This is a genomic window from Shewanella sp. LC6 (genome assembly GCF_006385735.2).
GTDB lineage: Bacteria > Pseudomonadota > Gammaproteobacteria > Enterobacterales > Shewanellaceae > Shewanella > Shewanella xiamenensis.
Map to the genome: position 1 here is coordinate 1 of NZ_CP043903.1, position 15,047 is coordinate 15,047.

Consider the following 15,047-nt stretch of genomic DNA (forward strand, 5'->3'; position numbering starts at 1 on the left):
CGCGGCCCGTGGTAGTGCCAGTACCCGTCGTGTCGAAATCCGCGCTGAGAGTATCAGCTGTATCGACCAGAGAGGTCGTGCGATTGAGCAGCCGTTCATTGCCGCAGTGCAAGGCCAAGACGGTCATAGCGGTATCCCAGCCAAGTTAGTAACACTCTACGGTGAAGTGGTGAAGCAATCCTTCTGGGCAGGCATCTATGGCACTGGCGCCCAAACCCTCACACAAGCCGCGACCAATCGAGTGTCTGGTGATGTGGTTTATGACGGCACCTATTTCAAAAACACGGCGACCAGCTCACTTGCTGGTGGCTCAAGTACCGCATTCGACAAGATTGCTGACTTCTACCTGCAGTTAGCCGACGAAGCCAGACCGTATCTGGAAATGCACGGCGGTATTGAAGGTGTTGACCTCATTGTTCAACGCGGTGTTAGCCTCAAATATAAGGGTTAAGCAATGACAACCGAAAACGTAAATTCTGAAAAATTGGAACCGACTATCGGCGCTCTGGCTGAGCCAGAGCAAGCCGCTCCCGCTGAGGTTGCACAATCCGTCGCTGGGCCAACGCCAGCGACACCCGCGGCTCCGCAGGGCTTGTCCCCCGTCAAAATGATCATGGTGATGGCAGGCCTAGTGCTGCTATTTGGCGTGATGAAATTTGGCATGAGCTTCTTTGGCACGGGTGTAAGCGCCGAACAAACCAATACTCAATCCAAAATCGTAGTAGCAGATTTAGGTGAGATGTTTCAGCAATGGTCAAAGGAATCGGTCAACCAAGCGGATTTAAGCTCGGCGGCTCAAGAACTGGGACAGCTCTACTTTGACATGGGATACCTCGTCATCGATAGCAGTATGACGCTGCGCATTCCTGAAGAGTTCAAAATGGACATCCCAAGAGCAGAGGTGTTGCTCCGCATTAAGCAAATTCGTAGCGAATACCAAGACGAAGGCAAAGTACCGCCATCGCCACAGCAGCTGCTTCAGATGGCCGGGAATTAATTGTTTATGGCTGACATGGAAATCGCTCAAGCGTTGTTGGCAGCTAGTGAACAAAACCAGCTAGCCCAGATTATTGAGACTCACAATCTGGGTGAGCTCCCAAACTCACTGCGATTAGCCATCAACATATTTGAGATTAACGCAGATAATATCCAGCAACACCTCGAGGCAGCGCAGTCCCTTCTGCGTTGCCCAATTCCAACGACATTTGGTGAGACTGAATCAATCAGGCGCACCATATTGTCACTGCTCACCCAAAAGCACAGTTAGGCAGGATGTATGGCCAGTAAGAAAGCAGCCAAAAAAATCACCGGCGATGACGAAAATGTTATGGGCTTACGCCAACAGCGTCCCATCCGTGTTCATTTACGTCGGCACTTTAGCGCGAGCAAATCAGAGTTAACTCGTGCCGTTGAGCGGTCACAAGAGATCTATAAAATCGCGCTTTGCTTAGGGGCGCTTGACTGCCTTTATTGGCAGGCTATGGGCTTAGGGGAAATAAAACTGGCCAAGGGCATTAGCCGCTTACTGGCTAAATCCTATCAACATCACCCAATACGGGTTAGCTCAACACCTATTTGACGTTATCAGAAGGAAATCATGGACGTAGCAACATCTTTTATTCAACTCGACCAGCCTTTGTTTATGCCTGGGATGCCGGAAACCTCCAAGGCCTTATCGGTGTTGTGCGTTTATATAATAGTTTGATAATTCTTAATAATGTTTGATCATTTATATAATAGTTTGATATTTTTTGGCTCTTTTGGTGAATGTGCGGATTAAGAGTTAGCACATTTTTGCCCCAAAGCTTGCTAGCATTTATTTAGTGAATCGAAAATTGACGAACTATTTGCCCTAACAGTTCTTATCGATGAACCTTATTTTTAGTGAGTCTTCATGAATAAGCGGAACTGGATGGGTATACAGTCATATTTAAATTTAGATGTTTTTGAGTGTTTTTACACTCATTAGTTTGCGCGTTTATCCAGCCTAAAATTAACAAAACTCTTTAAAATCATTTATATATACTTTTCCAAAATTAGTTAATAGGTTTGGAAAACGCGCATGCGCGTTTTTCCAGATGGTGTATTTGATAGAAAGCTGATAAGTTCTTTGCATACAGGTAGTTAACTGTGCGCGTTTTCACTGGTCCAACGAGGTAAACGCACATGCGCACTAATAAAATGTTATGTGCAGCCAGAACAGAGTGAGGTCGGATGATGAAAAGAATTATTATTGCAGCCACATTTTTTTTGCTATCTCTACCGGCAGCCGCAATAGATCCCTGTAACTGTAAAGGCTACGCAGGTCCAGGCGGCCCGTGTTATGCAGGGCCTGGTGGTCCGGCATACGATGGCCCAGGCGGTCCCGCATACTCCGGTCCAGGTGGTGCATGTTATGACGGCCCCGGAGGTTCCGAATACTCTGGACCCGGAGGTGATGCTTATGATGGCCCAGGGGGCGCCAGATACTCCGGGCCAGGAGGTCCTTCTTACGATGGCCCCGGTGGGCCCGCATATGATGGTCCGGGTGGTCCTTGCTACTCTGGCCCCGGCGGGCCGTGCTACTCAGGCCCTGGTGGTACAGGAGAAAACTGTCCAAGAGTGTGTCGCTAGTAATAGGCACATAACAATCAGCTGCACCGGATAAATTTCCGCTGTCATCTTTTGTGCATGGATCCGCACAAAAGCCGCCATCGAAAATTTACCCGGTGAGCATAGCGTTACACGTAAAAACAAAGGAGCCACAATGCTTGTAGTTATTGCACTAATTATCATCTCGATATTTTTCCCTCCAGGCTGGTTTGCACTTGCCGCATATGTCGTTTATTTGGTGTTGACTAAAGAGAAACGGCGAAATCGAGTCATCATGTTCGAGATTCAGCGATTGATAGCATCTGGGCAAGAAGTAGCTATTCTCAAGCACCTTTACTATGAGGCAGCTAAAAGTTTTGCCGCAGAGCACGGAGCTTCAATGTCTCGATATAAAAACGATCCAGAGGATGACTGCCTCATCTTCGGCATGGTTGTCGGTGGCAAGGAATACAGTGTATGTGTTCAGCGCTGGATGAAAGATGAAACCATGCTGACGGTAAAAACAAAGAGCAAAGCAAAAGAAGATCTTATTAATTCGCTCGGTAAAGATTCATTTTTAGCGGAAATGTTAAATAAATGAGTCTCAGCAAATACGTGTAATCGGGTAGCCGGAGATATCTAGCCTCCAGCCCCCACACCACCCTGCATGCGGCTCCGCACAGGGCGGTTCATTTAGAACGCCTAACCTGTTTTCTGGTTCGGATAGTGAACCGCGATCCATCCATCTCTCAGTGAATACAATCCTGCTTTCTTAAGATACTCATTACTCAGCGCTTGCTGTATTCCTGGTGTTTTCGAGCTCCGCCATGGGCCTTTACTTGTGATCCCACAAGCAACGGCAGCTTGGATCCTGACGCCACGTTTAAGTAAGTTTTGTACCTTAGTCCGCGGTTTTCGCCACTGACGCCAGTAGCACATACGCACTCGACGACGGATCCAATGGTCTAAATCGACACACCCTTGATAAGCGTTGGCTATGCCAAAGTAGTTGATCCAGCCTTGCATGTATTGCCGTACTTTAAACAGCTGATAACTCATACTCACGCCCCAATTTCGGTTCGTCAGGCGTTTCATCTTTTGTTTAAAAATGTGTAATGTTTTAGCATGCCACTGGATCTTCCCGCGGTTAAAGGTAAAACCGAGGAACTTGCTTTGACCTACCTCTACCACTTGGCTTTTCTGTTCATTAACAACCAGTTTTAGCTTAGTGGCAAGGTAGCGAGTAATACTCTTGAGTACCCGCTCTCCCGCTCGAATAGATTTTACCAAAATGATAAAGTCGTCCGCGTAGCGGGCGAATTTGTGCCCTCGGCTTTCCAGCTCTTTATCAAGACTGTCCAACATAATGTTAGAGAGTAATGGCGAGAGTGGGCCGCCTTGAGGCACGCCTTCGAAGCTTGCTTCAAATTGGTCGTTGACCATCACACCAGCTCGCAGGTATTTACCAATAAGCGCCAGCAGACGCTTATCCTGTACCTTGATCCTCAATTGAGTCATCAACAGGTCGTGATTTACTCGATCAAAGAACTTGGACAGATCAACATCGACGACAAATTTGCGCTTCTGTTTGATGATATCTCTGACTTACAAGACCGCTTGTTTGGCATTCCTATTCGGTCTAAAGCCGAAGCTATTAGCCGAGAAGAAAGGGGCAAACAACGGCGTGAGAATTTGAGCAATAGCTTGCTGTATCACACGATCAATGACGTTAGGGATACCCAGTTTGCGTTTACCTCCATCGGGTTTGTCGATCTCTACGCGTCTGACTGCTGAAGGGTTATATTCACCTCGTTCCAGTAGAGATTTACACCGTTGCCAACCGCCTTGTTGCATCCAAAGCGGGAAGGCTTCGATAGTCATGCCATCGATGCCAGCCGCGCCTTTATTGGCTTTAACTTGACGCCAAGCTCGGTGTAGATTTTCAGGTTCGAGTAGTTGTTGGAATAAATCGCTGTTGAAGGCCGGTTGCATATCAATACGCTGCCGATAGTAATCGTCTGGCGACGTAGTGGGTATCGACAAGTTTGACAAGACTCCTCCTTCTTCTAAATGTTCAGGCCTTCACCATATCCCAACCATTACGATGGGCGTTGGGCTACTATGCCGTCTGCTGACTTCTGCTTAATCACATACCGAGTTACCCCGTCATGCGCTATCGGTTTTCATCTGGTTCGCTCTTTTCAGTCGATGAGATTGAAAAGCCAAGGCACTTAATAGACCAGAGCCTTACTGGTTATTGACCGATCGCGTGTTAAGCAGATCTCCCCAGATAAGAACATGAACTTTCTTTGCACTGCTGCATCATTTACGGTGGCCATTAGATCACGTGGTTTCGTCGTCTTGTGCCAACTCACCTCTAGCCTACGCCTCATATGATGTTCTTGTTCATCAGCTCGCAAATTTGCTAGCGGCTTCCTTCAGACCAATCCTCGCGGATAAGCCCTTGCCATTCGCTAGTAGTTAACGTTTAATAACAGCATGTTATTGAACGGTGACCTTCCTACAGAGGACTTTCACCTCATTAGTTCATGCCCATGCTGGGCGTACACAAGTCAAGTAACCCGGATGCGGCAAGCCGCACCGGTTCTTGAAGCGTTAGAGCTAAGGAAAGTCATGAGTATTACATTGGAAGAGATTACAAGTTCAAATTATGAAGACGTATGTGACTTAGATGTCACGGATGAGCAACAGGAATATGTTGCGAGCAATATGTGGTCTTTGGTTGAATCACATTACTGCCAAGGGCATACCTGCAGAGCTATCTATCAGAACGATAAGCCTGTTGTGCGTTTATATAATAGTTTGATAATTCTTAATAATGTTTGATCATTTATATAATAGTTTGATATTTTTTGGCTCTTTTGGTGAATGTGCGGATTAAGAGTTAGCACATTTTTGCCCCATTATTGGTTTCGTCTAACAAATTTGCGATTTCAATCAGTCGCAATTTACCCAAATATAACTCATGTGACGTTAATAATAGTTATGCGGTGAGAGTGAAATTTTAATTGGATTGGTAAGTCGCTTCGGGACAAAAGTGCCTTAGCAAAATCACACTTTCCATTGAATTTGCATTTATTTAAGCCATGCAAAGTACGCTTTTTCGAAAATAAGGAAGAAGAGCTAAGGGGGGTAGTATAAAATCTCCTGAAGATATCAAGAGAGCTAGTAACAGCATGGATAATTTTCAAAACCTTATTGATTACAGCACCGTCGATGACCTGAAGTTTCGTATCAAGTCATTACCCTTTTCTTGTGCTATCCCCAGTCGCAAAGCAGAAGTTGCAAGTGTACTCTTTAATGCATTGATGAACCCAGACAACCTACAGCTAATTTGGAACCACCTCTCAGAGGTTCAGAAGCTTGCTTTGCAAGAGGCCGTTCACAATCAAGCAGGTTATATGGACGGTTTCGTATTCTGGTCAAAATATCAAAAAGAACCACCTAGTACAGAAGACTGGTCGTTGTATCGAAGTCGAGATAAAGATAACGGTGACAAAGCTTTATCTCCGTTCTTTTATCCTGACCGCCGTTACGGATCTTCACGCAGAATACCTAATGACCTATTAGCTTTTTTGAAACCTCATGTTCCATTGCCACCACATTTCTCTGTGCCAACGGCAATTGTCGATGGTGACGAGATTGAAACGTCAGAAACCCCACAATACACGGAAGCGGAGCTTAACGTTCTTCTTAACACTATTAAGGTTAAGAAGTTAAAAGTCAGTCCGAAAACTGGGCTGCCTTCTAAAACATTGCTCAACCAACTGTGCAACCAACTCAATGAACCGTATCAAAAGGTAACATCACTTGATGACGAATCAGCGAAAAGTATAAAGGCTTTTGGTTGGATTCAAATTCTAAGAGCTGCTCTATGGTTCAAAGAGACAAAGGGCGAATTGCAAATCAACCTAAAAAAAGCCGCTCTTCAACAACGACATTGTGACGTCATTAAACAGCTTTTCTTGGACTGGAAAGATCGAAGCAAATTTGACGAGTTCTCACGTATCAATCAGATTAAAGGGCAAAAAGGAAAAGGTCAGAAATATTTTACCAATGTTCTGAGCCGCAGGGATGCTTGTATAGAAACATTGCGATCTTGCCCACCTGAAGAATGGGTCTCTTTTGATGACTATCTGAGATTAATGGCGGTTGAGGGGCAATTCTTTAATATTACGTTTGAACCCTATAGCTTGTATATTGGTGATTCCACGTATGGCCGCATTCATGACGGTACCTTTCTTACTAATGCTTACTCTCGCTGTTTAATTATGGAGTATTTCGCAACTCTAGGGATCGTCGACATAGCTTACGTAACGCCGGAGGGCGCTCAAGATAATTACTATGACCGTTGGGGGCAATATGACCTAGATTATTTGTCCATTTATGATGGTTTAAAATATATCAGGCTTACAAAGCTCGGAGCCTATGTGCTTGGAGTGGTTGATACCTACATCGATGTATCCGAATCAACGAAAACATCGATCGCATTATTGCCGAAGTATCGTGTTCAGTTTATGCAGCCACCCACTACAAGTGAGCGAGTATTTCTTACTAATTATGCGGATGAAGCTACCGACCAAGTCTGGCAGCTATGCACAAGCAAGATACTCTCACACCTCGAAAATGGTGGTGACTTAGAAGAAATACAATCTTTCCTATCTGAAAGAGATGAACAACCATATTTCCCGACTCAAATTGAGCACCTCTTCAAAACGTTAGAGAGCAATAAGAATGCAGTACGATTAGAGGGGCGTTTTTTACTTTTGAAATGCGATACCGAGTCGATAGCAAAGAACATAGCGTCAGCACCTAAATTACAGAAATTGTGCCAACGCGTAGGAAAAGACCAGTTAATTATCCCAGAGGGCAAAGAATCGTTGTTTAGACAATTAGTTCATGAACTTGCCTATGCTATGCCCATACAGTCATAGTTTTCAATGTAAGGGCAAAGTTTTTTGCCCTGTAAGCGATCATTTTAGAGGTGAATTACTCAATTTCATTCACACCTGATGTTGAAGAACTAGCAGTGGTTTTCTTTTTTCGTTGAAATAGTGTTGGTTCGTCCGCGGTCTTTCGCTACGGGACAAAAGCAACCTAGAAATAAAGGTAAGAATTTACCGACAGTTCCAAATCGAGTAACGTGAATGTATTTTCAGTTTACCCCAAAGTGCAAGTGAGGCAGTGGTCGTAACCAGCTCTCGTGCAGCCGCTATACGCTATAAGAAGGCGTTCGACCGATACATAGAGCAACACAGTGAGTATGGCTTCATTCACTCACTGGTGGCCTTTTCAGGCAAGATGATGGGCAAACAGGTCATGCATCAAGATGATGGGTTGTTGGGGGATGACATTTTCGTTTGTGATGAAAACGAAGAGTTCACCGAATCGTCAATGAACCCAAGCGCTCAGGGACAAGACTTACGCTTTGCATTTGACAGGCCCGAGTATCGCGTCATGTTAGTGGCCGATAAGTTCCAAACGGGTTTTGACCAACCCAAGTTGGTCGCTATGTATGTGGATAAAAAAATAGCCAACCACGTAGAGATTGTGCAGACCTTCGCTCGTCTTAACCGCATGGCACCGGGCAAGGATGAGGTGTTTATCATCGACTTTGTAAATGACCCAGAGAACGTTCGTATGGCTTTTGAGACCTATGACCAAGGGGCAAAAATTGATGAAATCCAGAATCTGAATGTGGTGTATGAGATCAAAGAGCGCCTCGATGAACACAGCCTGTACGATGAAAAGGACTTAGCCGCGTTCAAAGAGGCTCGGTTCAAAACCATACGGGATATTACACACACAAAATCACCACAGCACAAAGCCCTGTATGCAGCGACCAGCGATGCGACGAACCTCTATAACGACAAAATGAAGATGCTTCGTGATGGCATGTCTACATGGGAAGCCGCTTTCCAAAAGGCTCACGCAAAAGGCGATGAAGCGGGTATGAAGTCTGCTGATCACCATCAAGAGGAATACGCAGAGCAAATTAAGACGTTAATGGGCTTTAAATCCGACCTTGGGCGCTTTTGTCGAACCTATTCTTATATTGCGCAATTGATAGACTTTGGTGATCCTGAATTAGAGAATTTTGCGGCTTTTGCAAAGCTGCTTCAGAAGCGAATAATGCATGAAGCGCCCGAAACTGTTGATTTAACAGGCTTGGTGCTGACAGGGTTTGATATCAAAGCCCGCTCCGACGCTGTTGACGAAGATAGTAATGCCCCCGTACTTAAACCAGTCGGCCCCGGCGGCGGTGGCGTGACAGGCGACAAGCCGAAGTTCGTTAAAGAGATCATCGACAGGCTTAATAGCCTCTTTGGGGAAGCAACACCGATTCAAGATCAGGTGGCATTCGTCAACCAGATAAAATCCATAGCAGGTGAAAGCGATGTTGTTATGGCTCAGGTCGAGAGTAACTCGCGAGAGCAGGCGTTAAAGGGAAATCTTCCGGGAGCGGTGCAACAAGCGGTCGTTCGTGCTTTATCGAGCCACCAGAAGCTGGCCACGCAGGTTCTCAAGTCAGACCGCCAAGGCATGATTGCGCTCGTCGATGTTGTCTATGACATGCTGCGTGAAAACAAAAACATAGATTTGGACATGGACTAGCTTGATGCTTGATTTGCTGAATTTGCCGGGCATTAAGCCAGTAGATATGTACAAAGAAAGCAAAGCGCTAATTATAGTGGCTGAGCCTGATGTTATTGACGTGCCAATGTGCACCGCCTGCGATATCCCAATGCACAAGCACGGTACACGCGTCAATAAATTCTCTGACACGCCTTTGTATATGGAGCCTGTTCGACTTGAAATTAAACGACCTCGTTTTCGCTGCGAATCCTGCGGCAAGATGGCCATGCCTGAACTTAGCTTTCTCGACGATAAGCGCCGTGCTACCAAGCGTTTGGTTGATGTTATCCGTCAGCAATGCCTGAGTACCACCTTTCGCGCTTTGGCCGACCAGACAGGGGTTGCCGTTAATACCGTCAAAAATATCGCCCACGATTTAATTCAGGAGCTCGAACAAACGGTTCGCTATGAAACCCCAATCATTATGGGAATTGATGAAGTAAACCTTGCAGGTGGTTATCGTTGTGTCATTACCAACTTGGCAACCAATAACGTTTTTGACATGCTGGAGCACCGTACACAAGACCACCTCAAGCCCTTCTTCAAAGACCTCCCCGACAGAGAAAAGGTTGAATGGGTTTGTACGGATATGTGGCGACCGTTTAAACGTTCGTTTTCCCAGTACCTGCCAAACGCAAAGCTCGTTATCGACAAATTTCATGTTGTGAAGATGGCCTCAGAAGCGTTAGAAGAGGAGCGTAAAAAATACCAAGCTCAATTGAGTAGAGAGCAGCGCATTCACGTCAAAAAGTCGATCCGCTGGCTTACACTTAAACGACCCGGGAATCTATCGCCTGCGGAGCAAAATGCGTTGGCTGTCGTGCGCCAAGCTATTCCTGAGCTGGCAATAGCATACGATTTCAAGGAAAGCTTTTTTGGGATCTACGATGAGCCAGACAAACAAAAAGCGCAAAACGCATTTGAAGCTTGGGAAAACAGCCTCCCTCCTCATGGCATGGAGCCTTTCAAAAAGCTGGTGAAAACGGTCCATAACCACTATCACGATATTTTTGCGTACTGGGATGCACCGTTCCCTATCACGAATGCTTATACCGAAGGGTTGAATGGTTTGATAAAAATGTCGAACCGACTCGGCCGTGGTTACAGTTACGACATCATTCGCGCAAAAACGCTGTATTCAGGTGAAGCTCGCAAGGTTGGTAGTGGCATCCGTACAGGCAGAGGTAAGGTCGAGTATGGTCCGCATATTCCAACGTTGCTAAAGCAGGCAGAGAGCGGTGAACTCGACTAAAAGAATATGAAAGCACATGGACATTGCCAAACTTAGAAACTCGTTTCAGGATCAGTTTACAACGCATTTTGACGATAAGCTTGCGGTAAGGCTCGTTGCAATGACCGTACGCCATTGCGCCGGTCCCATTCCGTTTAGTTCAACAAAGTGTTTGACTTTTGATCAGTTAACCAACCAGAATCCGTAAACAACGTTATCCACAAGAGAACGCTATCTTCATGACCTATAGAATTCAACTGATCTCCAAAACTTCCGCGCCTGCAAGAAATACATACCTAGCTGGGCAGCTTTGATGAACGAGCTAAGCAGACTCCAGCACAGTCATGTTGTTACGGCTGCGTGCCAGTTCACTGAGCAGGTTCCTCACGCTAGAGCTCTCGGCATTCAGGTCGTCTCGGTAGACCGAGACCAGGTCCGTATGCGTCTGACTCCACAGTCATGGATGTTCGCGCAAGAGGATACGAAAGAAATCTGCACCAGCTTACTTTATTCGCTGGCAGACTCCGCCGGAGGCTTGGCCGTAATTGCAGGGGCCATGGAGTTGATGCCCATTGCTACGCTGGATCTGCGCATGGATTATTTGCGGCCTGCCAACGGCGACCGAGCCCTGTTGGCTGTAGCTACCTGTCGTCATTTAACAGACCAGGTCGCGTTCATTGATTGCGACATTTTCTGCGAGGCTGATAGCGAATTATTGGCTACGGCAAAGGCCACCTTCATGAGAAACACTCATGGACAGCAATTCCACTCAGATGGATTAAAGAAGAACAGCGTATGAGTAAGACAGATGATTTGGCACAACAAAGATCGCGCGCTGCAGAAAGTAGGGAGAAATGTGCTGACTGGAAAGCTCTGTTGGAGCGTATTCCCTACGCACAGCACCTTGGACTTCAGGTACAGTGCGGTGATGCAGTTGTATTGGTTTACTTGCCGTGTAATGAAACGCTGATTGGCAACTTCATGCTACCAGCCCTCCATGGAGGTGTAGTTGGAGCCCTGATTGAACTCACCGCTCGGGTGGCTGCACAGAGCAAAGATAGAGATAAACGTTGCCCGCGTATCATCGACAGCCACGTAAACTATCTTCGTTCCGCGAAGGCCCAATCGACTTTCGCGAGCGCAGAAATTGTTCGGCAAGGCAGGCGGTCCAGCTTGGTCAGTGTGACCTGCTGGCAGAACGATAAAAGCAAACCGATCGCTAGTGGTCAGGTTCAGTTGTTACTCCCGACAATCGCCGCCGAACAAGAAGAACTTCATGACTCATAAGGGCTTCAATCCTGAACACTGCGAATTCTGGTCGCTCACGATTTTCATCATTGAACCGCTGCGCCGCTAGGACGCAGCGAATTGTGTGCAGAGGGTCACGATCGAATTCAGAACTTAGAAGAATTTCGGTACCCGGCCATCATTTCCATCATCCAGCCCGGGTACTCCTCCGGTATACGACTCACCTCGTCCAGAGCTTTACGCTCGTCATCAGAGAATCGGATCTGTGCGGCCCGGATATTGGCTTTCAGCTGCTCTGGTCGCTTGGCACCAACGATAATACTGGAGACAGACTCTTGGTGAAGTAACCAGGCTAGTGCAATTTGAGCCACACTGACCGGTTCTCCGTCAATCTGCTTTCCGTCGGCCACCTCACGCATTACTTTTATAATGTCTCTGCCCCGTTCACGGTTAACTGGAGGAAAATCGAATTTGGCACGACGGTTCTCCTCGGACACGTCAGGACCTTCGTATTTGCCGGAAAGATAACCACCGGCTAGTGGACTCCACACCATCAACCCTACCTTTTCCGACGATAGCATGGGGATAACTTCCCGCTCCAGGTCGCGGCCAACTAGGGTATAGTAGGCCTGCAGCGACGTCACTGGGCACAGATTTCGGGCCTGGCTAATACCGATGGCTTTCATGACCTGCCAAGCGGCCCAGTTGGACAAGCCTACATAACGCACATACCCCTGTTGTACCAGGGTGTTGAGTGCCTCCAGCGTTTCTTCGATTGGAGTGGCCGGATCAAAGCCATGGATCTGGTATAAGTCAATGTAATCGGTCTGCAAGCGCGTCAAGCTTGCCTTACATTCGGTCATGATGTGGCCACGGGACGCTCCACGAGCGTTAGGTCCATCTCCCATAGGACCGAGTACCTTGGTAGCCAAAACAACGTCTTCTCGGCGAACATCGAGTTTTTTCAAAGATTGGCCGACGATGCGCTCACTGGCGCCGAGACCATATATATTTGCCGTATCAATGAAATTGATGCCGGCCTGTAGAGCTATTCTTACAAGCTCGTCAGCCTGCTCCTGTCGTAATTGCCCAATTAGACCCCAAATGTCTTCGTTACCACCGAAGGTCATGGTTCCAAGACAAAGTTCAGAGACCATCAGTCCAGAATTTCCTAGAGCTTTGTAGCGTATATGATCTTGCTCGAATCTCGGTATTTTATCAGTAGTCATGTTACACCCCTTAATAACAGGTTAATGTCCCGACTCGTTGTCGTGTATCTTCATTACAATTAAGATGCAAATGAATTATTCTTTCGAAGCACTTTGGCATCTACCCAGCAACATTTGTATTGCAGCATCAAACGGCGCCGTGTCTTGTGCTGTGCGAGCCGCTAGGTGAGCTCCTTCCAACATTGCTAATGTCGCACAGGCTTCTTCTTCGGGAGCAGTAATGAGCGAAATGGACCTGTCTTTCAGACCCAGTTCAAAATTGCTTTTAATCCATTTCAGCAGCATTGCTCGAACCGCACCAACCCGTATCACAACCTTTTCGGAAATGCGTTCTCGGCATATTGAAAACGCAACGCAAAGGCAGACAGTTTGGCCTCCATTCAGTGCCTCTCGGTATAATCTGATGAGAGCCATCAGACGTTCGTCAGCGCTAAGATGGTCGTTCTCTATTTCAGCTAGGCGTTCTTTCAAACTGGTGTGATACCGAGCGATCAGATGATCGGATAGATCCGCCTTAGTCGGAAAATGATAATGAATGGAAGCCTTTCTAATGCCAACGGCTACAGCAAGATCGGCATAGCTAAACCCATCAAAGCCCCTTGACCGAGCGTTGTACTCTGCGATGTCAAGCAGGGTTGTTCTTGTATCACGGTTCATAAATATCTAATGGTTGATGTAGTTAGTGTTTAGGCCCCGGTCAATTACACCTCGGGGGCCCTGACAAACCGAAGGTGCCCAGTCTTCATCCAGATTTTCGCCCCAAGGCCCCCAGCTTTTGCTGACAACGCTTCTCCCTCGGGTAGGCGCAGCCAAGCATTCTTACTCAATATATCATCGTTTATCATGACTTCGCCGTCCAGTATTAGCATCTCAATCCCGCCGACTGCGTTAGAATTCAAAGTAGCGCCGGAGTCAAGCTTGTGGAATGTCACCGCTTCTCGCCCGTCCTCATGTAGGAGCGAGGTGGCAACCCCCTCCACTGACGCATTCAGTTCCGCTTCCATGTTTTTTTTGAATTGATTTCGATCCTCAGGATCGAACTGCCAGAGCTTGACAAAAATTGTACAGCCCTCGGCAGAGCCGGGCACATGAGATGTCGTCGGAGGATTCCGCACATAGGTTCCCGTGGGATAATCCCCGTGCTCGTCCTGAAACACCCCGTCAAGTACGATGAATTCCTCGCCACCATCGTGAGTATGCGCAGAGAACTGGCTGCCTGGCGCATAACGCACAATACTGGTGGCACGAGCCACCTCGTCACCAATGCGATCCAACATTCTACGCTCGACCCCCTTCACTGGCGAAGGACGCCATAGCAGCTGGTCGGTATCAATAACTACGGATTTTGTGAAATCTGCATTTATTTCCATGCTGTGTCCTTTTGTTAATTTGTCTGACAAGCCATAAGATACAAATATCAGCCATTAATCGACGGTCGGGCCGCTACCCGGTCACGCCAGGCCCTAAGAGCGCGTAGGTTCTCGGGAATTTCAACCTTGGCAAACTCCGCAAATGCTAGTCCAGCATAAGCTGTGATATCCGCTACCGTGAAACGATTACCTGCGACAAAGTCACTTTCTGTGAGTACTCCGTCGAGATAGGTCATGGTCAACTGGGCGACCTCTTTCTGCTTACTACCCCAGTCAGGACATTGCCATGTCTCAAGATCGGGCCCTAGGCCCTGAGTTGCGTGGTGAAAATACGCGCCCACCGCATTCATCAATCCGGATTCAGCACGAATATTCATCATCGCGATAACTGCACGCTCTTTAGATGACGTGCCTGTAAGGGATGGTCCGTCAAAGATACCGTCCAAGTATTCGGTTATAGCATTACAATGCGCAATGCAGGTGCCATCGTCCAGCTCTAATAATGGTACGGTGGCATCAGGGTTTTTTGCCTTGAAAGCACTGGTTCTGTGTTCACCACCCATTACATCTACTGGGACAAATATCACTTTGTTGGTGGCACCTTTTTCCGCAAGGGCGATGCGAACGCGAAGTGGGTTCGGAAACCCTGTGGTTTCATAAATTTTCATTGGAACACCTTTATTGATTAATAACCATTTGATGATTATTCTACCTTCTGATAGGTAGTTAGACAAGAAGCTA

Annotated in this window: 13 protein-coding genes and 3 pseudogenes; 11 read left to right on the forward strand and 5 right to left on the reverse strand. The window is 47.0% G+C overall.

All coding sequences use genetic code 11. The features are described 5' to 3' along the window. The 5 genes from FJD32_RS22500 to FJD32_RS22520 form a co-directional block, all read left to right on the forward strand. Nucleotides 1-451: TraB/VirB10 family protein (locus FJD32_RS22500; protein ID WP_205403059.1), on the forward strand; the 451-nt coding region annotated here is incomplete at its 5' end. Nucleotides 452-454: 3 nt separating this feature from the next. After that, a complete protein-coding gene (locus tag FJD32_RS22505; RefSeq protein WP_140906559.1) occupies nucleotides 455-997 on the forward strand; it encodes a hypothetical protein in 543 nt (180 codons plus the stop codon). A 6-nt stretch (nucleotides 998-1,003) separates the two neighbouring features. Then, complete coding sequence (locus FJD32_RS22510; RefSeq protein WP_240200025.1) at nucleotides 1,004-1,267, forward strand: hypothetical protein; 264 nt, start codon at nucleotides 1,004-1,006, stop codon at nucleotides 1,265-1,267. A 9-nt stretch (nucleotides 1,268-1,276) separates the two neighbouring features. Further along, nucleotides 1,277-1,579, forward strand: coding sequence for a hypothetical protein (locus FJD32_RS22515; protein ID WP_140906561.1), 303 nt, complete (start codon nucleotides 1,277-1,279; stop codon nucleotides 1,577-1,579). Between the two features lie 1,167 nt (nucleotides 1,580-2,746). Next, nucleotides 2,747-3,172 (forward strand): hypothetical protein, encoded by a 426-nt coding sequence (locus tag FJD32_RS22520; RefSeq protein WP_140906562.1) that lies wholly within the window; start codon nucleotides 2,747-2,749, stop codon nucleotides 3,170-3,172. A gap of 101 nt (nucleotides 3,173-3,273) precedes the next feature. On the opposite strand, the pseudogene ltrA reads toward FJD32_RS22520, so the two are convergent. Continuing rightward, a pseudogene (ltrA, locus tag FJD32_RS22525) lies at nucleotides 3,274-4,623 on the reverse strand (group II intron reverse transcriptase/maturase). A 582-nt stretch (nucleotides 4,624-5,205) separates the two neighbouring features. Here ltrA and FJD32_RS22530 point away from each other — a divergent pair. The 6 genes and pseudogenes from FJD32_RS22530 to FJD32_RS22555 form a co-directional block, all read left to right on the forward strand. Continuing rightward, nucleotides 5,206-5,376 (forward strand): annotated as a pseudogene (locus FJD32_RS22530) (GNAT family N-acetyltransferase); the annotation flags it as partial. A gap of 392 nt (nucleotides 5,377-5,768) precedes the next feature. Beyond that, a complete protein-coding gene (locus tag FJD32_RS22535; protein ID WP_048613855.1) occupies nucleotides 5,769-7,526 on the forward strand; it encodes a hypothetical protein in 1,758 nt (585 codons plus the stop codon). 241 nt (nucleotides 7,527-7,767) lie between these two features. Continuing rightward, nucleotides 7,768-9,207 (forward strand): annotated as a pseudogene (locus FJD32_RS22540) (type I restriction endonuclease subunit R); the annotation flags it as partial. A 4-nt stretch (nucleotides 9,208-9,211) separates the two neighbouring features. Then, complete coding sequence (locus FJD32_RS22545) at nucleotides 9,212-10,480, forward strand: ISL3 family transposase (RefSeq protein ID WP_007103163.1); 1,269 nt, start codon at nucleotides 9,212-9,214, stop codon at nucleotides 10,478-10,480. Between the two features lie 292 nt (nucleotides 10,481-10,772). Beyond that, a complete protein-coding gene (locus FJD32_RS22550) occupies nucleotides 10,773-11,258 on the forward strand; it encodes a PaaI family thioesterase (RefSeq protein ID WP_008983532.1) in 486 nt (161 codons plus the stop codon). After that, entirely contained in the window at nucleotides 11,255-11,746 is a 492-nt protein-coding gene (locus FJD32_RS22555; protein ID WP_008983531.1) for a PaaI family thioesterase, read from the forward strand. The genes FJD32_RS22550 and FJD32_RS22555 overlap by 4 nt, the downstream gene beginning before the upstream one ends. Nucleotides 11,747-11,853: 107 nt before the next feature. Here the strand turns inward: FJD32_RS22555 and FJD32_RS22560 are convergent, their stop codons facing one another. The 4 genes from FJD32_RS22560 to FJD32_RS22575 all read right to left on the reverse strand — a co-directional run bounded on the left by FJD32_RS22560 (nucleotide 11,854) and on the right by FJD32_RS22575 (nucleotide 14,974). Continuing rightward, on the reverse strand, nucleotides 11,854-12,936 hold the full coding sequence (locus FJD32_RS22560; RefSeq protein WP_140906982.1) for an aldo/keto reductase: 1,083 nt from the start codon (nucleotides 12,934-12,936) through the stop codon (nucleotides 11,854-11,856). 75 nt (nucleotides 12,937-13,011) lie between these two features. Beyond that, complete coding sequence (locus FJD32_RS22565) at nucleotides 13,012-13,593, reverse strand: TetR/AcrR family transcriptional regulator (protein WP_140906981.1); 582 nt, start codon at nucleotides 13,591-13,593, stop codon at nucleotides 13,012-13,014. A 44-nt stretch (nucleotides 13,594-13,637) separates the two neighbouring features. Beyond that, nucleotides 13,638-14,306: a cupin domain-containing protein gene (locus tag FJD32_RS22570; protein ID WP_007103158.1), complete on the reverse strand. Its 669-nt coding sequence runs from the start codon at nucleotides 14,304-14,306 to the stop codon at nucleotides 13,638-13,640. Between the two features lie 47 nt (nucleotides 14,307-14,353). After that, nucleotides 14,354-14,974, reverse strand: coding sequence for a glutathione S-transferase (locus FJD32_RS22575; RefSeq protein ID WP_007103157.1), 621 nt, complete (start codon nucleotides 14,972-14,974; stop codon nucleotides 14,354-14,356). Nucleotides 14,975-15,047 lie beyond the last annotated feature (73 nt).